22 protein-coding genes, 1 tRNA gene and 4 pseudogenes are annotated in these 26,308 nt (G+C 46.0%); 8 read left to right on the forward strand and 19 right to left on the reverse strand.

The window, feature by feature from the left end:
- The 10 genes from FRZ06_06470 to FRZ06_06515 all read right to left on the reverse strand — a co-directional run bounded on the left by FRZ06_06470 (position 1) and on the right by FRZ06_06515 (position 12,122).
- Entirely contained in the window at positions 1-2,184 is a 2,184-nt protein-coding gene (locus FRZ06_06470; protein ID QOX63011.1) for an NHLP family bacteriocin export ABC transporter peptidase/permease/ATPase subunit, read from the reverse strand.
- Positions 2,185-2,192: 8 nt separating this feature from the next.
- Entirely contained in the window at positions 2,193-2,669 is a 477-nt protein-coding gene (locus tag FRZ06_06475; protein ID QOX63012.1) for a hypothetical protein, read from the reverse strand.
- 59 nt (positions 2,670-2,728) lie between these two features.
- The gene (locus tag FRZ06_06480; GenBank protein QOX63013.1) at positions 2,729-2,977 is read right to left on the reverse strand and encodes a hypothetical protein; all 249 of its coding nucleotides are present in this window, start codon (positions 2,975-2,977) and stop codon (positions 2,729-2,731) included.
- 153 nt (positions 2,978-3,130) lie between these two features.
- Positions 3,131-6,553 carry a hypothetical protein gene (locus FRZ06_06485; protein ID QOX63014.1) on the reverse strand — a complete coding sequence of 1,141 codons (3,423 nt, stop codon included), beginning with the start codon at positions 6,551-6,553 and terminating at the stop codon, positions 3,131-3,133.
- A 10-nt stretch (positions 6,554-6,563) separates the two neighbouring features.
- Complete coding sequence (locus FRZ06_06490; GenBank protein QOX63015.1) at positions 6,564-8,216, reverse strand: dicarboxylate/amino acid:cation symporter; 1,653 nt, start codon at positions 8,214-8,216, stop codon at positions 6,564-6,566.
- A 6-nt stretch (positions 8,217-8,222) separates the two neighbouring features.
- The gene (locus tag FRZ06_06495) at positions 8,223-8,978 is read right to left on the reverse strand and encodes a GHKL domain-containing protein (protein ID QOX63016.1); all 756 of its coding nucleotides are present in this window, start codon (positions 8,976-8,978) and stop codon (positions 8,223-8,225) included.
- The gene (locus FRZ06_06500; protein ID QOX63017.1) at positions 8,975-9,694 is read right to left on the reverse strand and encodes a response regulator transcription factor; all 720 of its coding nucleotides are present in this window, start codon (positions 9,692-9,694) and stop codon (positions 8,975-8,977) included. The genes FRZ06_06495 and FRZ06_06500 overlap by 4 nt, the downstream gene beginning before the upstream one ends.
- Positions 9,695-9,743: 49 nt before the next feature.
- Positions 9,744-9,983, reverse strand: coding sequence for a hypothetical protein (locus FRZ06_06505; protein ID QOX63018.1), 240 nt, complete (start codon positions 9,981-9,983; stop codon positions 9,744-9,746).
- Positions 9,984-10,133: 150 nt separating this feature from the next.
- Positions 10,134-11,390 (reverse strand): sensor histidine kinase, encoded by a 1,257-nt coding sequence (locus FRZ06_06510; protein QOX63019.1) that lies wholly within the window; start codon positions 11,388-11,390, stop codon positions 10,134-10,136.
- A gap of 3 nt (positions 11,391-11,393) precedes the next feature.
- Positions 11,394-12,122 (reverse strand): response regulator transcription factor, encoded by a 729-nt coding sequence (locus tag FRZ06_06515; GenBank protein ID QOX63020.1) that lies wholly within the window; start codon positions 12,120-12,122, stop codon positions 11,394-11,396.
- A gap of 291 nt (positions 12,123-12,413) precedes the next feature.
- Between FRZ06_06515 and FRZ06_06520 the strand changes: the two genes are divergently transcribed.
- The gene (locus FRZ06_06520) at positions 12,414-13,028 is read left to right on the forward strand and encodes a helix-turn-helix transcriptional regulator (protein ID QOX63021.1); all 615 of its coding nucleotides are present in this window, start codon (positions 12,414-12,416) and stop codon (positions 13,026-13,028) included.
- Positions 13,029-13,167: 139 nt separating this feature from the next.
- Positions 13,168-13,998, forward strand: a complete 831-nt coding sequence (locus FRZ06_06525; protein QOX63022.1) for an undecaprenyl-diphosphate phosphatase — start codon at positions 13,168-13,170, stop codon at positions 13,996-13,998.
- 526 nt (positions 13,999-14,524) lie between these two features.
- Here the strand turns inward: FRZ06_06525 and FRZ06_06530 are convergent.
- Positions 14,525-14,854, reverse strand: coding sequence for a winged helix-turn-helix transcriptional regulator (locus tag FRZ06_06530; GenBank protein QOX63023.1), 330 nt, complete (start codon positions 14,852-14,854; stop codon positions 14,525-14,527).
- Between the two features lie 117 nt (positions 14,855-14,971).
- Between FRZ06_06530 and FRZ06_06535 the strand changes: the two genes are divergently transcribed.
- From FRZ06_06535 to FRZ06_06545, 3 genes and pseudogenes are all read left to right on the forward strand, one after another.
- A complete protein-coding gene (locus FRZ06_06535) occupies positions 14,972-15,856 on the forward strand; it encodes a radical SAM protein (protein QOX63024.1) in 885 nt (294 codons plus the stop codon).
- Positions 15,857-15,878: 22 nt separating this feature from the next.
- On the forward strand, positions 15,879-16,757 hold the full coding sequence (locus FRZ06_06540; protein QOX63025.1) for a radical SAM protein: 879 nt from the start codon (positions 15,879-15,881) through the stop codon (positions 16,755-16,757).
- 208 nt (positions 16,758-16,965) lie between these two features.
- Positions 16,966-17,117 (forward strand): annotated as a pseudogene (locus FRZ06_06545) (transposase).
- Between the two features lie 368 nt (positions 17,118-17,485).
- Here the strand turns inward: FRZ06_06545 and FRZ06_06550 are convergent.
- Positions 17,486-17,704: pseudogene (locus tag FRZ06_06550) on the reverse strand (hypothetical protein).
- A gap of 27 nt (positions 17,705-17,731) precedes the next feature.
- Between FRZ06_06550 and FRZ06_06555 the strand changes: the two are divergent.
- A pseudogene (locus FRZ06_06555) lies at positions 17,732-18,262 on the forward strand (IS3 family transposase).
- A 98-nt stretch (positions 18,263-18,360) separates the two neighbouring features.
- Here FRZ06_06555 and FRZ06_06560 read toward each other — a convergent pair.
- The 4 genes from FRZ06_06560 to FRZ06_06575 form a co-directional block, all read right to left on the reverse strand.
- On the reverse strand, positions 18,361-18,780 hold the full coding sequence (locus FRZ06_06560) for a pyridoxamine 5'-phosphate oxidase family protein (protein QOX63026.1): 420 nt from the start codon (positions 18,778-18,780) through the stop codon (positions 18,361-18,363).
- Positions 18,781-18,804: 24 nt separating this feature from the next.
- The gene (locus FRZ06_06565; protein ID QOX63027.1) at positions 18,805-19,194 is read right to left on the reverse strand and encodes a glyoxalase; all 390 of its coding nucleotides are present in this window, start codon (positions 19,192-19,194) and stop codon (positions 18,805-18,807) included.
- A gap of 16 nt (positions 19,195-19,210) precedes the next feature.
- On the reverse strand, positions 19,211-19,651 hold the full coding sequence (locus tag FRZ06_06570; GenBank protein ID QOX63028.1) for an AraC family transcriptional regulator: 441 nt from the start codon (positions 19,649-19,651) through the stop codon (positions 19,211-19,213).
- A 66-nt stretch (positions 19,652-19,717) separates the two neighbouring features.
- The gene (locus FRZ06_06575) at positions 19,718-20,611 is read right to left on the reverse strand and encodes a YafY family transcriptional regulator (protein ID QOX63029.1); all 894 of its coding nucleotides are present in this window, start codon (positions 20,609-20,611) and stop codon (positions 19,718-19,720) included.
- 72 nt (positions 20,612-20,683) lie between these two features.
- On the opposite strand from FRZ06_06575, the pseudogene FRZ06_06580 reads away from it, so the two are divergent.
- Positions 20,684-20,878 (forward strand): annotated as a pseudogene (locus FRZ06_06580) (M24 family metallopeptidase).
- Between the two features lie 397 nt (positions 20,879-21,275).
- On the opposite strand, the gene FRZ06_06585 reads toward FRZ06_06580, so the two are convergent.
- Positions 21,276-21,364, reverse strand: a tRNA-Ser gene (locus FRZ06_06585).
- A gap of 83 nt (positions 21,365-21,447) precedes the next feature.
- Complete coding sequence (locus tag FRZ06_06590; GenBank protein ID QOX63030.1) at positions 21,448-22,425, reverse strand: YegS/Rv2252/BmrU family lipid kinase; 978 nt, start codon at positions 22,423-22,425, stop codon at positions 21,448-21,450.
- 262 nt (positions 22,426-22,687) lie between these two features.
- Between FRZ06_06590 and FRZ06_06595 the strand changes: the two genes are divergently transcribed.
- Positions 22,688-23,797: an aminopeptidase gene (locus FRZ06_06595; GenBank protein ID QOX63031.1), complete on the forward strand. Its 1,110-nt coding sequence runs from the start codon at positions 22,688-22,690 to the stop codon at positions 23,795-23,797.
- Between the two features lie 147 nt (positions 23,798-23,944).
- Here the strand turns inward: FRZ06_06595 and FRZ06_06600 are convergent, their stop codons facing one another.
- Complete coding sequence (locus FRZ06_06600) at positions 23,945-26,299, reverse strand: carboxypeptidase regulatory-like domain-containing protein (protein QOX63032.1); 2,355 nt, start codon at positions 26,297-26,299, stop codon at positions 23,945-23,947.
- Between the last annotated feature and the right edge of the window lie 9 nt (positions 26,300-26,308).

The raw sequence follows: 26,308 nt of genomic DNA on the forward strand, positions 1-26,308 counted from the left end.
TCATTCGCTCGACACAAGCAAGGTATAGACCCCGCCTCTGGCATATAGCTCCTCGTGAGTCCCTCGTTCCACAACCTTACCCTTTTCCATCACGATGATTTCGTCGCAGTCCCGGATGGTAGAGAGTCGATGGGCGATAACGATACAAGTAATACCACGCGCTTTGATGGCGTTGACCACCTCAAATTCGGTCTTTGCATCCAGAGCAGAAGTCGCCTCGTCCAGGATGATGATGGTCGGGTCCTGGGCCAAAACTCTTGCAATTTCCAACCTTTGCCGCTGACCTCCGGATAAGTCCTTGCCACCCTCCATCAGCTGATAGGAATATCCGCCGTCCCTTCCCATGATGTCTTCGTGGAGGCTGGCATCCCGAGCGGCCATGATGACTTCAAAGTCCTCTATGGAGCTGTCCCACATCTTAATGTTATTGCTGATGGTATCTTCAAATAGAATAATGTCCTGATCCACCACCGCCACCGAACCGGTAAAAATGCTGCGATTGATCTCCCCGATGGTCTTGCCGTCAAATCGGATCTCACCGCCCCAGGGCTGGTACAGTCCTGAGATCAGCTTGCTGAGCGTACTCTTACCGCACCCCGAGGAGCCGACAAATGCGACACGACTTCCCGGCTTCAGATGCAGATCGAAATGCTCAATGAGCGGTGCATCCAGCTTAGAATAGCCGAAGGTCACATCCATCATTTCCACCTCCCCGGTTAGCTTACCGTACTCGGCGGTTCCATCGAGTCCTTCGTCGTAATTCACATCGGCAGGATACTCCATGACATCCTCGATCCGTTCCATATTGGTGCGCATCTCCTGAATGGTCTGCCCCGCTGTGATGAGGGAATGAGCCGGTCCGTTGAAGCCGCTTAAAAATCCTTGAAACGCCAAAATCATACCAACGGTGAACTGGCCCTTCATGGTCAAGTAAACGCCCAGCATCAGCACCGTAGTGGAGGTTAGCGACTCAACCAACATCGGCACCAGCCCCAAATAGTGGTTGATATGAGCGAACTTCTCCGTCTGCGTGTTCACACCAGCTTGATATCCCGCCCACTTTTCAAAAAATCCGTTTTCCGAGCCGCTGGCCTTGATGGTCTCGATCATTTCGATCCCCGCAACGGTGGAACCGGCAAGCTTGCCGGCATCGCGCATCTGCACCCTGGTGGAGTTGACCCGTTTCTCAGAGATGACCCGAGCCATAACGAGATTTACAAGAATGGAGACAAGTCCCACCACTGTCAACGGTAAGCTGTACCGTAGCATAGCGGCTAAGTAAAATACCATCATTCCCGTCTGCAGCACCAGCGGTGCAAAGGTAGCAATCAGGGCGTTTGCAATCCCTTCGTTGAGAGACTGCCGCATGGCAATATCCCCGGCCATGCGCTGAGAGAAAAACTCCATGGGCATCCGCAGTACATGCCACAAAAAGGATGAATTCGCCACAATAGCCAGCTTACCGTTTAGTTTCAACGTATAGACCGCCTGCACCCACGCAACAATCAGCGTTACGACGGTTGCCAAAGAAAGGCCCAGCAGGAATGGGTAAAACCACTCAGGGTTCTTTCCGGTAAGCAATCGATCCAGAAATACCCGGGAAAACGCAGGATTGATAATGCCCATCAGCGAGGTGATGGCCGTGGTAAGGATCACAAAAGCAACCGATGCTCCGGTACCCACCATACGTTTTTTCACAAAGTTCCAGGTGCTCTTGGGCTTTCCTTCCGGGACGAAGGTTTCATCCGGCTCAAAAATGATACACACCCCGGTGAAGCACTTGTCAAACTGCTCCATGGAAACAGTGTACGACCCCTTGGCTGGGTCGTTTATGTATGCCTTGCTTCCCTTAAAGCCGTCGAGCACCACAAAGTGATTGAAGTTCCAGTGGATAATGCATGGGAAGCGTCCATTTTCTCTAAGCTGCTCCGGCTCATAGCGGTAGCCCTGGGCGCTGAGACCGTAGCTGCGCGCAGCCTTCAGCACATTGAGCGCTTTGGATCCGTCCCGGGAAACGCCGCAATCAACACGCACCTGTTCCAGCGGCACCCACTTGCCGTAATAGGCCAGCACCATGCACAGGCTTGCCGCACCGCACTCCAGTGCTTCCATCTGCATCACAACAGGAACCTTGGCATATCCCTTTTCGATTGGTTTTTTCAGTTTCTTTTGATTCGCTGCCATAAGTTGCCTCAATTCAGAACGAAGGAGATGGGCGAGATGGTCTCAAGAACAATTTCTCCCGTATAAACGCCCTCTGGAATCGAAATATCCACGTTCACTGCCACTACCCAGTCGCCGGTTTTCAATCCCCCCAGATAGAGCGTATATTCATCAAAACGGTCAGTGATTTTCACGGGCCTTGACGGGACAGAGGCAATACTGCCTGTGCTGCCCTCCACTCGCACCTCCATTCCGGATACGAGGTTTTTTGCTTCCTCAGGGGTGACGTAGCAAAGGGCCTTTCCTTCCTCTACCACGATTACTACACCCTGCGTGGTGGTCAGGATGCCGAACACGCCCCAGACACAGACTCCGACGAGCAGCACGATCACTGTTCCCAAAATCAGCCATACGCCGGGCCTGGAAATCTTTATGTAGTCATTGAGCTGATCCGGTGACGACACCCGGTCAAGACTTGCTTTACGGAAAATGGTGTTGCTGCTCATGTTGATATCTCCTTATGAATGTTAGTGTGCTGACCGGCTGGTAGCTGAGCCGGTATTGGTCATTTTACTAAATGGTACTGAGAGCAGTTGGGATTATTGCAGTAAGGATAACCGTATGGTCCGATAGAAAGAAGTTGCAGACACACAGGACAATGGCCTTTTAGGGCACAATCCCCTCCGCCGCTTACAATGTCAAGTGCCTCGTCGGGGATGGCTGTTTTGCCGTTGATGTAGTCCTGAGCTTCCTGTTCGGTGATATCCTTACCAAGCCTCTCCTTTGCAAGCGTGATGATTTGTTCTATGGACATGGTGATTTCCTCCTTTAATTAATATCAATACTCTATAATCATCTTTCAATCTTCATCCAGTGTAGTGAGTTCGTCAAAATTCTACAATAGGTTTGCTATTTCCCGCAGATTTTGCGGCAGAATACGCAGATTTTGATGGAGGAAACGCTCCTGTTATTGATTTGTTTTATCATTTGCATTAGAAAGTTCGATATATCGTCTGAGCACCGAGGAAACCTCTGCCCGAGTGGCATTGCCGTCAGGATCTACAAGATTGCCGGTTTTGCCGTTCAAGATACCGGCCAATTGTGCCCGTTCCACAGCATCTTTGGCCCAGCTTCTGATTTTGTCTCCGTCTGCAAACTTGTTTTCTTTATGGGAAGCCGGAAGCTGGAAGCCAGTCATTGCCGCATATCGGTCGATCATTACCGCCATCTGCTGTCGGGTGATAACGGCATCCGGTGCATACTTCCCGCCGCCCATACCATTCACGATACCGCTTTGATGTGCCCACTCCACATAGCCGGTATAATATGCACTTGCGGGTACATCGACGAAGCTGCTCTCCTTGTAATTGCCAACGTCAGCCTGAGCCAGCCGCCCCAGTGCAGTCACAAGCATTCCCCTTGTTATAGGTAAATCGGGGCTGAATTTATCGCTTCCCGTGCCGGCGAACAAGCCTCTGCTCACCACAAACAGAATATCCTCTTTGGCCCAATGAGCATCAATGTCGCTGAACAGATGCCCGTCACTGACCACAGGTACATTACTGACTGCCACTTCAGGATTTTTGATCACAGGCGGAGTATTTGATCCTTTGCCCCCACCTCCACCGTTCCCGCCCGAAGTCTTCCAACTGACCACCACAGCATCACCGCCAAACATCAGGAGCTTTCCGCTTGTGATTCTTCCTCTGCTGGCTGTGATCACATTGGTACCGTCGGTGGCATTTTCAATCGAGGCTGGTTTTGCAGCGCTGCCGATGGTGAGAGTGAAGGTAGAATTGGGTTCGGAGGATGAATTGAAGGCGATGATCGCGGCCTTGTCGGGCGCTTCTCCATTCTTGGCTGTGACTCTGCCGCCGGTAATCGTGAGCGTGATTGCTCCGCCTTCATTTTCACTTCCGCTGTAAATGCCATAGCTGCCGGTTCCAGTGTCTCCGGAGGTACTTTCCACTGTTCCGCCAGTGATTGAGACAGTATTTGGAGTATAGATGCCATAACTGTCTTTGGAGGCCTCACCCCCTGTAGCGATAATGGTGCCGCCGCTGATTTCTATACCAAGGAAGGAGAACAGACCCATGCTTATGCCAAAGGTGCCATCGCCCTTTGCTGTACCGCCGGTAGCCTTGACCACGCCTCCGGTGATTTTAATGGGCATGAACGAAAAGATCCCCTCACTTACATCGACAGATCCGCTGCCGCCCGCTGCGATGACATTGCCTCCGACGATTTCAACGGAAGAGGTAAAAATGCCGCAGCTCTCACCTGCATCACTACCGCCGTATGCAGTAACAGTTCCGCCGTTGATCTTTACAGAGGACGCAAAGATTCCGTTGCTGACCGCATTGGCGCCTTCCCGTTCATATGCGGTGTTACCGCCGATCCCTATAATGGTTCCGCTTTGTATGGTCATCACTGCTCCACTCATAATACCGGTGCTATGCCCATTTTCGTAGAGCGAGGTAGCTTCGCCGCCGGTCGCGTTTATTGCGGCGTCACCAGTCAGAATCAGATTTCCCGTACTGTAAATCCCTGCGCTTTTACCTTCATATCCATTGAATTCTTCCATTGTGCAGGTTGCCTTTCCAGAGAAAACGTTCAAGGTTCCATCGCCGAGGATGGTCAGCGCGCCCGGGCAGTAGACGCCGTAAGCCGAAGCTGGCCCGCTGTCCGAGGTGGCATTGCCGCCCACTATGGTATTGATCGTATCATCCGCCAGCACAATGGTCGTGCCATCCGGAACGGTTAAAGCAATTGATTCCGTTGCATGTAGTGTCAAGCCGGATAGAACGAGTGTTTTCTCCGCATAATGCAAGGTTTCGTTTCCTGCAAAATACCACGCCCAGCCTTCGGTAGAAAGCTTGTCCTCATCAGAAGTCTGTATGCTTAAGTCCAGAGCCGCTTTGCGAACCGTTCCCGGGTTTTCAACTGTGTTAAAAATGGGATAGCCATTGTTGACACCGGGCTTCACTACCCAACTTTTGTAATCCGCAGGCGCAGGCTGCGCCTGTACCCAGCCGTTGAGCGCAGTTAGGAGATTCCTGCCGTAGCGTAAGCCGTGCTCCACTCTCTGGCTTCCTGCATTTTTGTCTGTGGCTGCGTCAAGGAATCCCTCTGTATCAAAGGTGCCGCAATTGAAAGCTAAGCCATCATTCACACAGATGTCTGCAGTACCGGTTTTCCAATAGCTGCTGTAAGTTCCGCTTTCATAAAAGCTTGTGCCGTTGATCCCTGCTGAAGAATTGACCAGATTGGCAGTGCTGGTTACCGTACCGACGTTATAACAATTGCTGATGGTATCAAGGCTACCTCCTAATTGATATCCCGCGATACCGCCTGTAAAGGCAATGCTCGCTAAGCCTGCATCGAGATTACCGGTGTTGTAGCAGTTTTCTACTGTGGCATTGCTATGCTCATCGCTCTCGCTACTAATCTTAGTTCCCGCAATTCCGCCAAGCATTATAATGCTGAATGAACCATTGGAATCAGGGATCTCTGCCGTCAGTGCGCCGGTGTTGGAGCAATTTTTGATGGAAGAGCTTCCAGTGAGCAGCTCCATATCAGCGATAATCCCTCCCACAAGAACCAGATCTGTTCCACGGACTGAAATCTCACCGTTATTGGAGCAGCTGTCGATGATTACATTGTCCCCTGCAAAGGCTGCGATTCCTGCGGCTATGAAGCCAGCAGCGCTTCCCGCGGAAGATTCGGCAATATCGACTGTAACGTTCATCTCACTGTGACAGTTTATAATGGTACTGTCCGTTACGTTGCAGATGAACCCTGCCGCAATGCCTGCTTTGCTCTTTACCCAATCACTTGCTCCATCAGTAATGCGGATGCTGCCGCTGGCGGTTATGTTTTTAATAACCGCGTTCTTCACCGTATCGAACAATCCCGAAAACTGCCTGTTACCGGCAAAATTCACACCAGAGAGTCGATGCCCCCCACCATCAAAGCTGCCGGTAAAGGGAACCTGATCCCCATTCTCGTCAACGGAGCCAATTGGCGTCCATTGAAATTCAGAAATGTCGATATCGTCATCCAGCTTAACGTTGTAATCAAGATAGGTCCCGCCGCTTGCCGACCAATAGGCGGCGCCCACGGCGGTCATTATAATGAGTGTGGTGTCATCCGAAATGAGGTAGTCGGTGCCGCTGTTAGCATTTGTAGCATACTCTGCCGCCGTGAGAGGTGCGGCAGTTTGTTCCATGGCTGCATCCAGCGCTTCGATCACTGGGAATTCATTCTCAGTTCCTGCAGATTCTGCCTCAACGCTGCCCGAATCAAATGCAAAGACACCAGACGGCAGCGCGGTAAAAACCATGCAAACCATCAGCAATAGGCTTAAATAGTTCCGTTTCATTTTTTCCATCCTTTTTCAATTACAGGGCAAACAACGTTTCCCTGTCCAATAGATCTAGGTTGTCAGCGGTCAGAATAATTTGCATGACCTGTACGTGGGAATTCACTGCTGTAAGCAGAAAATCCAGGATCGGCTCCGCAGCAAGTACCAGCACCAACCCCTCCGCCGGAATACCAAGCTGTAAAAAAAGAGCGGAATATGCCATCTTAGTGCCCCCCGCAACGGGAGGCGTAGCAATGGTCAGAATTCCTGATACCAGCACGCATAGCACAAGCCAAAGCGGCGTGATGGATACACCATATGCTGCAGCGACACACAGAGCAGATACGCTATAGAATATGCAGCCAGTGGGTTTGAAGAGTGTTTGTGCAAGAGAAACACTGAATCTGGCAGCTTGGCCAGCAACCCCCAGACGATTCTCGCAGATTTCCAGACGTAAAGGGAAACTGGCTGCAGAAGACGAGGTACTGAATGCCACGAGAAAGATCGGCATCGTTTTCCGAAGCAGCGTAGTCATGGACACGCTGCAGCGCATGCAGGCAGCTGTAGTAAATATGAGAGCCATCACCAGACACAAAACAGCGGTTAGGATTAAAATTTGAACTGCTCCGCCCAGCTTGGAAGCATCCGATGTTACGAAAAGGTTAAAAAAGGTCAGAAATACAAAGAGAGGAATCAACCGATTGATGCCGCTCATCAATAGCGAAATCATTTCATCAGCCTGCCGTACAACACTAGATAGCATTTCCGCCCGATCTCCCAGTACCAATAAAGCTACGCCAAGACAGAGCCCCAGCAAGATAAGCTGCAGTGCATTCCCTGCTAAAAATGGAGACACCAGATTGGTGGGTATCATCTGAAGCACCAGATTAAAAATAGCCTGAAATTCACCGGAGTCCGAGGTCCCTCCGCTGTAGAGCGGGAACATCCAGACTGTAGCAGCTACTGTCAATGCAGCAACAACAAAGGTTAGGCTTAGGAAACGAAGTAGAAATTTCTTTCCAATCCGGCCCAGCGTAGCCACGTTCCCGATCCCTAAGATACCGGTACAGATCGAAAGAAAAATCATCGGCATTGCAACTCCGGCAAGCATGCCTAGAAGGACATTTAATGTAGGCCCACTGAGCTGCTCCGTCAAAAGCAGCTTAATATTCTCAGGAAAATGCGAGGCGAAGAAGCCAAACGCCATCGCCAGCACCGCAGCCAATGCGACCCATGACAACTGGTTGAGTTTTTTCCCGGGTATCCGAAATTCCACATGATTGGCGCCTTTTTCATAACGATACTTTGGCGATATGCCCAAGCTTTCCAAAATAACGTTTCCTGCAGCGTCCAGTTCACTTTCTTCAATATCCGTATTGGGGTTTACGGCTGGTCCAGCTGCGGATAATCGGACGCTTCGTTGACCGAGGCGGACGTAATACTGAACAACGAAGACAGCTTCACTCTCCTGCGTCTTCTTCCAGAGTGTCAGAACATCCTCTGCCGCAAGACGGAGTCGAAGAATCTCACGCCGATCCGCGATGCCCTCAAGCAGAGCTCTGATATGCTCACTAGCCGCATCGATTCCTTCATCTGTCAACGGAAAATATATTTTTTTCGTATCATGTCTTTGCCTTTTCAATGTTCCCTTATCCTTTCTTACCTTTTCAATATTCCTAGGACTACTCATGTCTTTTCAATATTTCAATGCCCTCTCATCAATGGTTAGTGCTACGGTCAATCGAAATTGTTGCTGTGTATGCTCGATCTCCACATAGCCGCCGGCGCTCTCTGCAGCCTTGCGAATACTGGGCAGTCCGTAGCCGTGAAGCGAACCTGCTTTGGTGGTTTGATAGTCCGGCTCCAAATTGCCATCATAGCCGTTTTCCACTACAAGCAGTAATGTATTCTGTACCGCACGCCCTTCGATTCTCACTTGTCTCAGACCTCTCTCCGGTGCATTAAGTGCTGCCTCATAGGCGTTTTGAAGTGCGTTGCCTAAAATGAGCCCCAATCGTGTTTTGTCAGTTAAGGCATCCTCATCGTAGCGGATATCTGAAACAAGCGTAATCCCGCCGCTTCTGCACAACTGCATATATTTTCCGAGAAACCCCTTGGTAAGCCTATTTTTACCGTCCAGCGGCGTCTGCGGCAATTCACCGGAGAGTTCGTTTATGTAAGCCTTGGCAGTGTCTAAATCATTATCAGACAGCAATGTTGAGAGTACAGCCAGATGGTGCTTCAAATCATGCCGCATTTTTCGAATTTGTTCCATGCAATCCAAGTCCGCTCGGTATTCCTGCTCCACCAACGCTATTTGCGCTTTTACGCTTTCCATAGAAAGCCTCAGCATCTCGCCATAGAACTCCGGCTCCAATTTCATGGCGCGCTTTCCAGTTCGCGTCACATACTTTCCTCTCACGCTTCTTAAGCGCTTTAATATGTCAATCATCCTAACTGACCTCCCATTCCCGCCATTGATTTCAGATAATCGTAATACCGCTTGCGGAATTCTGGAAAATCTCTCTTGCGGATTAGTACAGGCCGATCAAGTATGGTGAGAAAGGTCTCGTTCTCCACTCCTCGGACATAACGGAAATTAACAAGATAGCTCTGGTGGCAGCGCACAAACGAAGAGCCCTCCAACCGTCGTTCCACAGTATTCAGCTTCTCACGCACCCTTGCGCTGGTTCCATCCCGAAAATATATGGTGATGTTTTTAAGATCACTCTCAATAACTACGATGTCCTCCATCACAAAGAGTCTGCCCGCTAAAAAAATGCTGCGAGGCCGATAGCTCAGGAGAAACCGTTCCATCAGCCCTTTCATTTTTTTCAACGAAATTGGCTTAAGAAGATAGAAAAAAGCTCCTACTTCATAGCTCTGCACTGCAAAGTCAGGTGTGGAAGTAAGAAAGACAATGGGTGCAGTAACGCCTTTGGCCCGCAATTCCTTGGCTATGTCAAAACCATTGGAATGCTCCATGTATATGTCAAGGAAAAAAAGCTCTATTTCAGAGAGGCTTTCTGATTCCATGGCGAGCAATGCCATACCGTCCTCAGCTTGGGCGATCTCTACGTCCATGCTATTTTCAGTGCTAAACGTCCGCAACGCTCGAAGCAGTGATTCTCTGTCATGAGAACTGTCGTCGCAGATGACAATGTACATAGGCAGCCACCTCCCTCCGTTTGAAATCGTTGTTTATCTGAATGTATCATCAACCCGAATTTCCTTTTTTATCTTCTCTTACTATTTTGTCAGGCCATTCACATATGCCCACGTCCAGTGCCCGGTGTCTGTCCAAATGGAAGTCGGCGTAGACACAGTACCAACAGGTTCGCTCGACCGCACCACCTCTTGGAACAATGGCAGGACAGCTTTGATCCGGCCAAACGTTGCCGCCGGAATTAGGGGCAAGCAGAGGCTGATCCTGCCGCCGTCGTCCAATTTCGCTCATAAAAAAATCTCCCTCCTTTCCACGCGTTCCTGTCGGTAGGATAGCATGAAAGAGAAGGGAGCTTATGAATTTTACTTAAAAGTCGTATTTTTATGCTTAATGTTGCTTACTGTCGAAATATCACGATTGACAGTCTGATTGATCTATGAATTATATCATCAGCCGTACACGAAATTGGCCGTTGGACACCTCATATACCAGCTCTCCGCCGCAGCTGTTCACAAAATCGGCAACGCTCTGACTGCCTCTGCCGTGACCATGCAATTCAGGGACTGGCAAACCATTTTCATCCAGCGTCAATGCTTCCTCGCAGGGGTTGGCCATCTCCAGAATAAGCTGTCCTGTGTTCACAGCGGTGAAGTGCAGCTCACGCTGCCGCTCAGGCAGTAAAGTGACCGCATTGACAGCGTTTTCCATCAGGTTGGACACCGTCATGACGAGGGATAACTCATCCACATGAAGCTGCTCGGGAATGTCCAACCGCAAATGACAGCGTATGCCCTGCTGCCGGGCGAGCTCGGCATAATAGGACACGGCGGCATTCACCGGCACATTCTGGCAATAGCTCCGCGGCTTTTGGGGCAGTGCCTCGCTCTGGGCCCGTATTAGTTCTGCGGCCTTTTCCTCCTCACCCCTCTGTAGCAGGGTGAGAAGAGTATTGTTGAAATGGCGGCGATCATGCTGGGAGATGCTCATCTGGCGTACGCTCTCTTCCATCAGACGAAGGCGGTGGCGGGTCAATTCCCGATCAGACTGCATTTTCATGTTCTCCTCCCGCAGCGCAGATTCTCGCAGCGTCCTGCGCAGGAAAAGAAAGTTTGCAAGATACACCAGCACCGTAAGCATGGACAATAAAAGCAGTGGAATAAAGGACTGTGTCATCATCTGCTCCACATCGTCCCAAGCCATGAAATACCAAGAAAAATTTAAAAATAGTCCTGCGGATACCAACAGATAGATGCTCCAACGCTCCGACGCCTGCCGATAAAGTGGGCGCAGACGTGTTTGGAACAGGGCGATCACAGATCCAAATATAACAACGCGTATGCAGGTTATTGTGTAATAAGAATCCGGAAAAAGATCTGACAGGTAGTAGCTTAAAATAACCGTTATGGCATAGACATTCATCATCGTAAAGCAGTTGAACAACCATTGCATCGCCGTTTCCCGGAACAGGGGCTTGACTGCGGCGCTCGCGATGATAAAAAATAGAATATCCAGTTTGGCCAGTGTCGTATAGTCGCCCGCTCTGTAAAAATAGATGTTAAGCGCCAGATCCAGTGTCACTATGATCATAAGAGCCGTCACCAACGTCCATTTGCGGTACTTGGGCCGTGCCAGTGAAAAGAGCAGTCCTATCAGCATAGCATTTGTGACTAAGGAACGAACAATATCGTAAACTCCCATGATTTATGCCTCCCCCAGTCGATAGTTCATATATGCCCCACGCACCGCTGAAAACTGTTTACCTGACACCGGTACGAAGATTCCGCCCCGCAGAGTGAAACCCTCCTTGTCTAACCGTTCCACACGACTCATATTGACAGCAAAGGCGGCATGGGGTTGAAGAAAACGCCGATCCTCAAGCAACGGCGCGATATAATCTGAAAATCGGCCTGGGATGGTGACTGTCTCCACCCGTTCACCGCTTGCAAGGGTATAAGCCACTGTATGACGAGAGTATTCGCAACAGGCAATTGCATTTACAGAAAGGGTTCGAAGTCCATCACGGGTCTTTACCGTCACGGTAATCTCATCCCCAAAATTCACCTTTTCCGAAGCCAAATCCATTGCTGTAAAGAAGGTATCTTTGTCCACTGGCTTGAGCAGGTAGTGCAGCGGGTTGACCGCGTATGCATCCAGCGCAAAACCGGGTTCTGTGGTTATGTAGATGATCTGGGCTTCGGTGCTAACACGGCGGATGCATCGCCCCAGTTCCATACCGCTGACCATAGGCATAACCATGTCCAGCAGAAAGATGTGAAAGACCTGGATCTCGCAAGCAGTCAGCAGATCGTCAGGGTGTGAAAACTCGCAGACTTCAGCGTCCACGTGACGGTAGGCCAGGTATTCTTTGGTAAGAGCGGTGATGTGCCTTAGTTCAGCTTCTATATCGTCACAAATAGCAATGTTTAGCAATGCGATCACCTCTTTCGGTTTTGTCGATTTTAGTCAAATTATATCAGAATGTTTATTATAATTCAATTTCACCTTGGAATAAGATTTAGTTGCTGCTGATATGACTTGTAGAAGGCATTATTTCATTGACAAAAATAAATGATATTTTATGAGACTAAATATCGATATTGTTCCGCTACCCATATATAATATAAGGCGATATTGTTGGCAAGCCAAAGGATGGCCATACCGAAAGATACGTGAAATCCGATTTACGGGCGCTTGAAAATCCAGCAAGAGAGGATAAAAGAGATGGAATTTAACAAAAAGCTACAACAACTTAGAACTCAGAAAAATTTAACACAGGAGCAGCTTGCAGAGCAACTATATGTATCAAGAACAGCAATTTCAAAATGGGAGAGCGGCAAAGGCTACCCTAACATTGAGTCACTCAAGTGTATATCCAGATTCTTTTCTGTTACCATAGATGAACTGCTGTCGGGTGAAGAACTGATTACCTTTGCCGAAACAGAAAACCACGATAATGTTATAAGAATTTATAACATTATCAGCGGTATCATAGATGTATTGGCAGTTGTATTTATTGTATTACCGATCTACGGAGAACCTCAAGGCAAACAAGTTTACCATGTAAATCTTCTGTCAAATACGCATATGACAAATCTAGATGTTGGAATACACTGGGCCATTTATTTATTAATCATTGGTCTGGGAATTGCCAGACTTGCTTTTATTTACTTTGATAAAGAATCATCGTATCGCATTATCTCGAAAGTTTCTATCGCAACAGGCACCGCAGCAATCTGTTTATTTGCTGCGGCAAGGGAACCATATGCAACAATACTGCTATTCTTGTTTTTGGTGGTGAAGATATTTTTATTGCTAAAGCAAAGAAGAACAAAATAAAAATTGTCGTAAAACCTTGGAAATGCGCTCTGATACGATAAGTGTCGGAGCCTTTTTCTATTGTGACGATAGGTTACTTGGATTTTGCTGCACAGAAACAGATAATAAATTTACCATTTCAAAAGGAGGATTTAAAATAATGTCACTTGATTTTACAGAAGTTTTGAAAGTTGTTTTTCTTGGAATTGTAGAAGGGATTACCGAGTGGCTGCCCATCAGCAGCACCGGGCATATGCTTCTTGTGGACGAATTTATCACACTTGATATGAGCAGCGCATTTAAGGAAATGTTTTTTATTGTCATTCAGCTTGGAGCTATCCTTGCAGTCGTTGTAATGTTTTGGGAAAGGATGTTTCCGTTCCAGTATGGGGACAAATCGCAGCCTATGATTAAAAAGGATATATTTTCTCTTTGGTTCAAAGTCGTTTTTGCTTGTATTCCGGGAGCAGGGACAACGATCCTGTTTGACGATTATATTGAAGCTCATCTGCACACTCCAATCGTAATTGCGGCAGCCCTTATTTTCTATGGTATTGCTTTTATTGTCATTGAAATATGGAATGAGAAACGGTTTCCGGCTATTAGTAAATTAGAAGCGATTACTTATCGAACAGCCTTTTTAATTGGTCTATTTCAGGTACTTTCCATTATTCCCGGCACTTCTCGCTCGGGGGCCACAATCATTGGTGCGCTGTTAATTGGCGTATCAAGAGTCGCAGCGGCAGAATTTACGTTTTTCCTTGCCGTTCCAGTTATGTTCGGTTTAAGTGCTATTAAAATACTGAAATTTGGTTTTTCCTTCACAAGCGTTGAATTGCTTATCTTGGTTATAGGTATGGTGGTAGCTTTTGTGGTATCTGTACTAGTAATAAAATTCCTCATGGGATATATCAAAAAACATGATTTCAAGGCGTTTGGTTACTATCGAATAGTGCTTGGTATTCTTGTTATCCTGATAACATCAATGTAATAACAGCTACAGTCAAAATACCGCCGAAGCGGCCAAAACAATTGCAGGTGCTGGTAGATCTAGGCTATCAAGCACCTCATAATTGAGATACCTCATTTTTAGATTTACACAGCTGCTTCGCACCTGCCGTCCTTCGAGGCTCAACTCAGGCATCTCGGACCGCTCACTACTCGAAAGTCCACCGGACTTTCTCCTCTCGCTCGCGCCCTTTCGGCTTCGAATCCCTCCTTCTTTACAAAAACGAAAAAATACCCACCCTATGGATGGATATTTTTTCGTTGAGAAGTTAGGTGAATATAGATGCATGACATTTTATATTATGGATCGCTCTTTTATAGAGCTGATCAAATTCACATCCGCAACTGCCACACTCTTTGTCTGCCTGTTAATATGGTAGCAATTAATTCGCCTGTGTCTCCGTTACCCTCATGGCCACTAAGTTGAAGTCCAGACCAGTCGATATGTTCGATGTCTATACATCGACCTATCCGGCAAATCGCAGGGTGCATAGGGAAGAAAGCAGTTGCTATTGCTTTAGGTGCGCTTCTCCCCACTTCTTCATGAAATCCAAAACAGGCATAAAACTGTTACCTAAATCAGTCAATGAATACTCTACTTTGGGTGGGAGTTCCTTATAATCATAGCGTGAAATGAAACCGTCCACTTCTAATTCCCGCAATTGTTTTGTTAAGGACGATTCCGTAATTTCACCGATATGACGGCGTAGCTCACCGAACCGATTTATATTTTGCAGACCTATGTAATATAATATTTCTATTTTCCATTTGCCGCCAACTATCCTCTGAATTGTTGAAATGGTTGTGCAACGCTGGACAGATAATTCACTTTTTTTCATTTTGGTTTCCTCCAATCCATGAACATTATACTACAAGAATCGATGTACTACAAATAAGTACAGTACTTTTATTTTTATTGTACAGCTACTATAATATGTATGAAAGGAGTTGACTTTATGCATTTTACAGGCACAATCTGGCGACCGCCCTATGAAGCGAACTCCGCTTTATTACAGGTTACGGCTGGCTGTACACACCATGATTGCAAGTTTTGTTCTCTTTATGCGGATTTGCCTTTCAAATTCCGCATATCACCCATGAGTGAGGTAGCGGAAGATTTACAAGAGCTTAGAGCATATCATTCATGTGCAGAACGGATATTCTTGACAGGTGCTAATCCTTTTGCCCTTAGCGTTGACAAACTGACAGAGATAGCCCAAAAAGTACATCAATATTTGCCGAGAGTAAAAAGTATCGGCTGTTTTTCAAGAGTAACGGACATTACTCCAAAAACACTTGAACAACTTAAAGAACTACGTCAATTGGGCTATGACGGTGTTATTATCGGAACGGAAACAGGCGATGATGATACCCTTCGCTTCATGCGTAAGGGGTATCAGTCAAAAGATATTATTGAACAGTTAAACAGGCTTGATGAAGCGAAAATAACCTACCATATTTCCTACTTAAACGGTCTATCAGGTGCGGGAAATAGCCCAAAGGCTGCTTTGAACACTGCTGAAATTTATAATCAAATCAATCCTGTTAGTTTAAGCATAGTGGCATTGACAATATTTCCTGAATCGGATTTGTTCACCGAAATTAAAAACGGTACTTTTACCGAAACGGGTGAATTGGAGAAATTACAGGAACAAAAAACCTTAATTGAAAATTTGACAACTCAAACGACCCTGTATGCAAACACAGTATCTAATACCGCCCCAATGGTTGGAAAATTGTGCCAGGACAAAGAAAAAATGATAAAGCATTTGCAATATGCGATAGACAATATTGATGAATCGGAGCTTAAACGGTACCGAAAGAATATCCGGCACTTGTAAGCTACGGGGAAGGAGCTAAAAAATGCACTTTACAGGAAGAACTTGGAGACCGCCATATGAAGCATATTCGGTTATCATACAAGCAACATCCGGCTGTACCTATAATAAATGTCGGTTTTGTAGCCTATATCATGGAGAACGTTTCCGTATGTCGCCTATGAGCGAGTTTGAGGAAGATTTAGCAGAAATAAAAAGCTATCAGCCTAATGCCCGCCGTATCTTCTGGACTGGAGCAAATCCATTTGCAATGAGCTATGAGAACCTTAAATTAAGGGCTTTGACGACGAGGGACTACTTGATTAAGTGTCAAAGCATGGCTATGTTTGCAAGTATTCGTGATATAAAATCCAAATCTGTTCATCAGCTTCGAAAATTGCGCGCAATGGGCATAAACGGATTGAGTATCGGAACCGAAAGCGGGGAAAATGAAACGCTTACTTTAGCCAACAAAGGTTATACTGCCGAGGATATTGTTGGGCAATGCAATAAACTGGAGGAAGCCGGAATTGAATATTCCTTTGTTTATATGACTGGTCTTGCGGGAAAAGGGAATGGCAAGCGAAATGCTATTAACAGTGCCAAAATTTTTAATCAGCTTAATCCATATTTTTTAAGCATTGATTCACTGACATTATTCCCTGATACGGACCTGTATGCTTGGTCGAAAAGCAACAAGTTTGCCCCTGCAAGCGAACATGAACGATTAGAAGAAATGATAACTCTTTTGGAAAAGCTACAAATTCGTACTCATTTACAAGCGGACACAAAATCAAACTTCAAGCCTTTGTCTGGAACTATTCCATATGACAAATCGCGTATTATCGGAGAATTGAGTTATGCCCTAAAAACAGCAAGTGAACAAGAAATGCTTGACTATCGAAATAGCTTGAGTACCTTATAGTTAATTAAGAGACCACCAATGAAAAAAGAGCGGTCTTCCTGTTTCCTTTGGTGTAGTCCGAATAAAACCAGCATCAGCAAGATTAAGGCTCTCAACGAAAGCATCAATTACGCGTACCGGGTTATTTTCACCCATGTAATCTTCAATGCATTCTGGGAAAAGTGAGACTTGGTGGCGGTACTGGTGTTGTATAAATTTCATTGAAAATCCCTCCTATGACCCTAAGGACTTACTCAAACTGTATGTTTAGGATACTTTAACCGTATACGCTCCAGTAGGAAGTTGATGACAGAATGCTCAAGAAATATTGAGCTGTTTTATAAAAAGCTGAAACCCTTGATCTTCAAGGATTTTCAGACAAATCGTGGCGGAGAAGGTGGGATTTACACAGCTGCTTCGCACCTGCCGTCCTTCGAGCCCAACTCAGGCCTCTCGGACCGCTCACTACTCGAAAGTCCACCGGACTTTCTCCTCTCGCTCGCGCCCTTTCGGCTTCGAATCCTTCCTTCTTTACAAAAACGAAAAAATACCCACCCTATAATGGATATTTTTTCGTTGCGAGCCACGTTAATACTGGATATCATCCTGTTTTCAAATGAGGATTTGAACTGTCATCACACAGAGAGTATAAACATAATAAGTCTGATTCGATATAAACCTTAACGTATTTCCACTTTTCTATAATCTCATGTGTATGCCGATCTTTTTTTGAAAACAAGCGGGCTTCATCAACTAATGCACCATTTTACATGGCTACCGTCCTCATCCTTGCTAACGATCAGTTGATCTTCGATTTCCTGCTTCAACTCCGAATTATGGGAAACAATTCCGATTAGCTTGGAGCCGGCTGCCATTCGCTGCAGCACTTTGACTGCCTGATCTCTGGAGTGATCGTCCAGCGCACCGAAGCCTTCATCAATGAACATCATATCGAGGTTGATGGAGGCTGGATTTGATCTGGAAGGGCTACAATAAAGTACAAATACATGGGACAGGAAGTACACAAATACGAAAATCTGCTCAACCGAGATTTCACTGCCGCCCGCCCGAATGCAAAGTGGGCTACGGACATCTCTTATATCCATACCGCCCAAGGCGTGCTTTACCTATCCATCATTCGCGATCTGTACGACAACAGCATCGTTGCCTATCGGACAGGAACGAAACAGACAGCAAACCTCGTCCTAAGAACCATTAAGGCGGCGATGAGCAAAGTGAAGATCGCTACAGAGCTGCAACTCCATAGCGACCAAGGGTTTCAATATACTTCGCACGGATATTTTAACCTAACAAAAGAATATGGCATTACACCATCAATGTCAAGACGCGGAAATTGTTATGACAATGCACTGGCTGAGAATTTCTTTTCCATTCTCAAGACAGAGTGCATTTACCGCCATAAACTCATAACGTTCGATGAAGCCAGGCAACTCATTGATGAATACATTGATTTTTATAATAATGAGCGCATCCAGACAAAAACGAGCCTGACACCGCTCAAATAACAGCGTCAGGCTGCGTAATTTTATGATATTCTACGCTAGGGTTTCTATTTGCTGTCCACGGTCGCTGGGTCGGTGCAAAAATCAGCCGGGTTATCCTATTATACCGCAATAGTTTCCATGTGTTCAAAATCAATGACCACATCCGCCTCGTCAAAGGTTATTTCAAACAAGATAAGCGCAGGGAGCACATCAGGAATGCTCATAATGTACTCCGGCATCTTCGATAGAAATTTAGCCTTAATTGTTTCAATGGAAACCGAGCTTTTTCTAACGACACCAGCCTTGACTCGCACGTGCTCTTCTCCGTTTTCCGGAATGGTTGTGAATGCGACATGGGGATTTTCCGCAAGTTCCGCAACCTTTTGGTTGTCGCCGAAAGTAGAGAAATACAGGGCCTTCAGCTCCGCATCATAATAAAAATTGACAATGCGCACATTGGGCACGCCATCCACAGCCGTTGCGATTGCGGTTGCTGTCTGTTTTTCCATCATTCGTTCAAATTCTTTTTTATAATCCACTTGTCATTGGCTCTCCTTTTTTCTTTATTTCGTAAATGAACCAATTTCGATTAGGTTGCCCTCCGGATCTGCAATATAGCAAGTCCGCTGTCCCCATGGCTCTGTTGTAGGCTCTAAGACAGGCACCGCACCTTTTGAAACAACTTGCTTGAAGGTATCATCGACCGCGGCATAATTTGGGACACTCATCGCAATTTCATAATGGCCGTTGATATCATTTGCGTAAGAAAAGGACCTTTTTGCCATCCGCTCAAAATCGGTTCTGCGATAAAGCAAAAACAAAGTTCCATCTTTCATCAGATAGACATTGCTTTCATTTTCTTCCTCTTTGATTTCAAATCCAAGTACATCACGGTAAAAGCGCACCATCGTTGGCATATCCTTGACGAAAATTCCAAAACCATCTAATTTCATGCATTTTTCCTCCTTTTTACTTCAGGGCAATGTAAATATCAATATCAGAGTTTTCCGGGTCGGCATTTCGGTATTCCTCGAAATCGCCTGTGAAACTGCGGTCTAAATCCGTCTGCCAAATCTCTCCCCACGAATCGGAGACGGCTTTTTCCATATGCCCATGCACAGAGAATTTTGCGTATTTTCCGGCAGGGATTGTTTTTACGGTCAGCTCGGGATTTTCTGCCTTGGAAACCTCATTGCCTGCCGTTACGCAATATCCATCTGCCGTATAATCGGAATAGAGCCCAATGGCGTACTCGTTTGCCTTGTTTTTTATCGCGGCATTGATGCCGCCTTGGTACAACTTCGCCCAAAGTCCACCAATAATTTTCCCCATTTCAGGGTCGCTGTTGCTGGTCGCGGCACTTACCCCAACAATAGTCTTTTCCTCTAAATGCACAATTTCATAGTTCATTTGATCGTCCTCCTTGTCTTTGATGCTATCATCATAGCAAAGACCAGTTGACAGTAGCGTGTCATATTATAAATATTGCGCCAGCGATTTTTGCAATTTCTCTTTTACTTGCAGACGGATATCCTCCGGCTCTAAAATTTTACAATGCTCACCGAAGGTCGCAAGATATTGATAGACCCAATCGCCTCTGGGCATGGTGAGCTGTGCAATAAAATCACCGTCTGGGAGCGTCTTGTACTGTGAAAACTCATCGTATACACGATATGCCATTTTCTTTGACAGCTTCAGCGTGATGGTTACGAAATCATCTTGAAATATCTTGTTGACTTCAAATATCTTTGCAGGGGCGGTGCGTTCAAAATGCTCGTCGAGCAGCTTCAATTCTTTGATGCGCCGCAGCTTGAAAAACCGATCATCCTGACGCACTGTGCAGAAAGCATAAAGATACCAGCTTTGCCCCTTAAAGCAGAGCTTCATGGGTTCTACTGTGCGCTGCGTACAGCCCTCACTGCTGTGATAATGAAATGCCACTTTTTTCTTTTCGAGAATGGCGGTTTTCAGCAGGCTGAACAGCTGAGCCTCCTCATCAGCATTTGCCCAACCAGAGAAATCAACTTCAACCCAATCGGCGTTGGTGTTTCCAAACAGGGAGGATAGCTTTTGCACCGCAGTATTGGTTTGCTCCAGATTGACCGCCTCTACCGCGTGAAGTGCAGCGAGGATATCTGATTTTTCGCCATCGGTCAGTACGGTTTTATTGAGAACGAAGTCGGGGAGCAATGAAATTCCACCGCCCTTGCCCTTGGTCATATAAATGGGTATTCCCGCCGAAGATAGAAGCTCCACATCCCGGTAAATGGTGCGGGGAGAAACCTCAAATTGCGTCGCAAGTTCCCCGGCGGTTATACTTTCTTTGTTCAGGAGTAAATAAATCATTTCAAACAGCCTATTAATTTGCATATTATCACCTCAATTATTTTTTATTATAAGGCCATAATATGACATCCACAAGACATGTTAAAACAATAGAATCGAGAGATCGGAGGTCACGGTATTGGCTTGCAATTTCACGAAGATCCTTGGGTTGGGTATGTGACAACACAAGGATCAGGGATGCTCTTAGTTCCGGGACTTGTATTTACTGTAGAGCCTATGATAAATATAGGAAAATCCAATATAGTAACAGATAAACACGATAATTGGACTGTTCGCACTGCCGATGGGAAGTGGAAAGGCTACAATAAAGTATATATCCGGCTTGCGTTATTCCGTGTAAAAGAGCATTCTGTATGAGTTCAAATACCAAGGGGGCTTAGAATCAATGAAATGACATCCTCAAAATCGAGCTTTATTTTGACGGGGCTTTTTGGGTAAAAACACCCGAAAAGCCTGATGTCCTGCGGTTTTCACCGCAGGACATCAGGCTTTAATTATGGCGGAGAAGGTGGGATTTACACAGCTGCTTCGCACCTGCCGTCCTTCGAGCCCAACTCAGGCCTCTCGGACCGCTCACTACTCGAAAGTCCACCGGACTTTCTCCTCTCGCTCGCGCCCTTTCGGCTTCGAATCCTTCCTTCTTTACAAAAACGAAAAAATACCCACCCTATGATGGATATTTTTTCGTTGGCGGAGAAGGTGGGATTCGAACCCACGTGGGATTGCTCCCAAACTGATTTCGAGTCAGCCCCGTTATGACCACTTCGATACTTCTCCAAAATTTTATATTATGCCCGGATGGATCTTTATTATGCTGTTTTTCGCACACGGACAAAGATGATTATAGCACAAAGGATAGATTAATAGCAACCCTGCGGAACAGAAAATTTCATTGCATTTGGAAGAATCTCAAAGACTGTCTCTCCTACTGTTGAAACTTCGCCATCGGTACACATTTTCACTTTTCCATTGGGAATCATTTTCAAGCTTTTACACTGTTTATAGGTGAGAAAATTCATGACAGATGGATCGTCAAGATGCGTTCCCTTACGGTATTTCCCTATTATGGAAAGTAAAGTCCGACGGGTGAGGTTGTCCACGATGATGACATCCATCAAGCTGTCGTTTGTGATCGCCCTTGGCAATGCTTTAAACCCGCCGCCGCAATAGCAGCCGTTCCCAATGGCAGCCAGTATATAGTCACCTTCATAGAGTTCCCCGTCTTCCAGGCAAAGCTGAAGTTTAACGCCCTCTTTCTTTCCCAGCACAATGGCGATACCAATAATATATGCAAGTGATCCATTTACAAACGGATATTGTTTTATAGTTCCGACCCGATCCGCTACATTACAGTCCAGTCCTATGTTAAACATGTTGATACCATACCGTACGAAAGGCGGATTGTCTTCCTCATCAGAAGTTGTCACATAACGAATTAAATCAATGGAACGTGAAGTCCCCCTGATCTGAGCCTCGATATCTTCAAATAACGGTCCGTCTCCGAAGCTTCTTGGAAAATCATTGCCCGTACCTGCCGGAATCATTGCGATTTCAACACCTGGATATCCGTATGCCCCGTTGGCTACTTCATTCAAGGTGCCGTCACCTCCGCAAGCATAAAAACGAACGATTTCCTTCTTTGATTCCTCTTCTCTAATTTCTTTCGCTAGTGTTTCACATCTGGTTCGCACAAAATGCTCTGCATCTCCCGGAGCAATGGTTCTGTGGATTTCATAATCAATCTCCAGTTTTTTCGAAGCTTCTATAATCCTCGGTAAAAACACCTCCCCTGCTTTTCCTTTTCCAGCGGCGGGGTTCATAATAAAAATATGCTTCATACCTTGCTCCTTTATTTTTCTCGATCAGATGTGCGCACGGAATTAGTGAATCATAAGCGTGACGTGTTCATTCTAACACAACTGACGGTTCTCGTAAATGTATTTGGTATGTGACATTTTATTGTTGAATTTTCAAGAACGTTAGTTTTTCACATTTTTAAATTTCTTAGCTGCCGTATTTTGCCAGCCACTCTTTTAAAGCCACTCACTTTGGGGTATAATATTTTAGTATCGTTGACTTTACGAAAAGGAGATTTTAAATATGGATTCAAGAGTGAAAAAATTAGCTGACGTCCTTGTACATTACTCCTGCAATGTACAAAAGGGAGAAAAAGTATTAATTTCATACGAAGGAGAAAGCACAAAACCCCTTGCGAAACAACTCATCAAGGAAGTTTATGCCTGCGGAGGTATGCCCTATGTTGAAATCAGAGATTCCTCTGTGACGCGGGAAATTCTCCTTGGATGTGAAGAAAAGCAAATCCAGTTCATGAGTGACTACCTTCTCAATCAGATGCAGGGAATGGATGCATATATCGCAATCCGTGCAAGCGATAATACATCGGAGCTTTCGGATGTTCCTTCTGCGAAAATGAATATGTATAACAAACTGCTTCGCCCTGTTCTTGATTATAGGGTTAACAAGACAAAGTGGGTGGTTTTAAGATATCCAAACAATGCTATGGCACAGCTCGCCAATATGAGCTTGGAAGCTTTTGAGGATTTCTATTTTGATGTTTGTACGCTGGACTACAAGAAAATGTCTGATGCAATGGATCCCCTTGTGGAACTAATGAATCGAACTGACAAAGTTAGAATTACAGGCAAAAACACAGACCTGACCTTCTCCATCAAAGGCATTGGCGCTGTAAAGTGCAATGGAGACCGCAATATCCCCGACGGGGAGGTCTACTCCGCTCCTGTTCGTGACTCTGTGAACGGAATTATTTCTTACAATACACCCTCCGAAGAACACGGCTTCACCTTTGATAATATCGTCTTTGAGGTCAAGGACGGAAAGATTGTCAATGCAACTTCCAATAATAACGAGCGAATCAACGAACTGCTGAACACTGACGAGGGAGCAAGATATTTCGGCGAATTTGCCATCGGTGTAAATCCCTATATTCTGCATCCAATGAAGGATACCCTGTTTGATGAGAAAATTGCGGGCAGTATCCATCTTACACCCGGTGCGGCTTATGAAGAGACCTTCAATGGCAACAAGTCTGCAGTTCATTGGGATCTGGTATTCATTCAAAGACCGGAATACGGCGGCGGCGAAATCTACTTTGATGATGTGTTGATCAGAAAAGACGGGATTTTTGTAATTCCCGAATTAGAAGGATTGAATCCTGAAAACTTGAAATAAAAAATAGATGGCAGGTCTACAAAAGGGATAGGTGCTTTTTTGCCTCTATCCCTTTCCATTTCTCTTTTCAGTTTCTTGCTAAAGTTTCTTACTATAGCTCCTTACTAAAGTTTCTTTCTATAGCTCCTTACTATTTTGTTTCTTCCCTTACATAATGCCCTTTGTGGAAACCGTCTGGATCTTCAAAGGTACCGCAATGGTGGATACATTGCTTACCGTTACACCAATGACACCATTAAAGCCTGCTTTGAAAGCCTCAACCTTGAAATTGAGCTGATAAGAATCTCCCCCAGAAGATTGAACCTCAACCAGTTTAATCGTTACCGCATCGTTCAGACCGGTAAATGTGATATAGGACGAGGCTGACTCTAAACTGCTTGCGTCCAGATCAGCACTATTCACCAACAAGCTCAGAGTTGCAGTACTCCCGTTGCTTAGGGTATTCAATGCTCCTGCACTGATTACGTAGAGAATCGTTCTGCTTCCGCCATTTCGGTATACCGGATCACCGTCCTTGGAGTAATCAGCTTCTCTGGTATAGACCGTTGTTCCCCGATTCATTTCAAATGGTCCGTTATATTCAAGCCATGCATCTCCTGATAAACTATATTCCAGAACCGATCGAGACGATTCCGTATGACGCAGAGTAACATGAAATCTGCCATTGGTATCCTCCGTCTGCGGAGTCACTTGAATCGACGTGCCACCGAATTGGTAGAAATTATTCACCTCAATGGTCTTGACAGAAGCATTATTGTTGATATCTTTCGCATAGACGGTATAGAATCCTCTCCCGCCATAGTCTACGGAAAAGGCTGAAGTACTTGTAATATCATTACTTTCGCCCTTATCAAAATACGATTTCGGCAGGGTTCCCTTCGCATACTTAATAACGGCAACGCCACTCTCATCAGTAACCGTAGCAGTGACCTTCACGTTACGAGTAGTCCACACTGTAATATCCTTATCCAGTGAGATGTCCGGCGCATTGGTATCATTGGGATTTAGCTCTATATTAACCGTTGCCGTGTTTCCGGCTTTTACATCAATATTATTGAGATTTTTCGTTTCATAGCCATCCATATACGCTGTTATCGTCACCTGACCGGCGGTAACATCGCTAATTGTATATTTTCCATTACTGTTTGTTACTGCGGAATCCTTCCTTCCCTCCAATGTGATTGCAGCACCTGAAATCGGATCACCCGTATTTCTATCGGTAACCGTCCCTGTTATCGTACCTCTGTAATCGGCAGTTTTCAGATTGATCAGCAGCTTGACAAAATCAATCGCATATCCGTCCGCACCACCGGTAACAGGATCATCCAGCTTTAGGATCAGCTTTCCGGTCTTTAACTCTGCCAAATTTTGCGCCGGAACCTCTAACGTAATCAGCTTCCCGATTGGGCCCGACTGATCCATTGTATTGATCATTCTTTCAAAATCCGATACCCGTGTTCCGTTGAGTTTGACCTGATACTGTACTTTTCCTGATCCATTTCCGATTCCCTTCGCCCCAGCTGGCTGAAAGTCATCGACGAAAAGCTGCAGTACAGCATTATGTACGGTAATTCCAGAAAGAGCATCCGCGTAATCAAGAGTGATCTCCTCCAACGCATTATCCTTGCCCTTGGTGTCACTTGTATAACCGTCTGTAGGCACGGAAGAGGAATATTTATAACCAGATACGATCATAATCTTATCCAGTCCATTGGGCTCGTCGGAAGGCTGCGTCCATGGGAAGGAATGGACCTTCGTGCTGTTGCCCGAAAAAGGATCAAAAGTGGGGGAGGTACTGGTCCACCCAAAACCGAAATTATCCACATCGCCAATGCGCACCATGAGATCTGCTTCTGGGGTATTTTTTAATACAACTTTTTTGCTTGCCCAATCTCCGTTGGAATAGTCGATCTTAAACCCGATCGTGGTGGAAGCTGTCAGCTGATTTGAATTTTTCGTTGCAGTTACTACCAAGGTGTGACTTCCAACGGTGTTGATTGTAGTCCCCTTGATATATGGACTTCCGTCCAGCTTTGCGGTTATCGTTGTGCCCGGCACCTCGTCCCATAAAGGTGTAATGGAGCTGGTGTAAGTACTCCCGTTGGTTACGGCGCTGACTGCTGGAGCCGCTGGATACACTTTGTCAATGACAAAGGTAACGGTCGTTGTAGTGGAGGTATACCCTGACCGGGAAGCAGTTACAGTCAGCGTATAATATCCGTCGCTGCTGACAGAACTGTTCCTAGTAAAGCTGCTTACCGTTGTCTGTGTTCCCCCTTGAGTATCGGATCTCTTCAGGCTAAAAGCATACTGATAACTTGAAGACTGGGTCCAGTTAGGTTTCACTGCTGCCGTGTATACCGTTCCGCTTACCACCGTTGATCCGCTGATGGTAACGACGGGCGCTGGTGCAGCACTTGCCGCAAAGGACTGACATAGTGACGAGGTAAAGACCAGCAGCAATACCAATAATGTGATTCCTGCATTTCTGATTCCGTTCATTTCGATCCT

The organism is Clostridiales bacterium, assembly GCA_015243575.1.
GTDB classification, from domain to species: domain Bacteria; phylum Bacillota; class Clostridia; order Peptostreptococcales; family Anaerovoracaceae; genus Anoxybacterium; species Anoxybacterium hadale.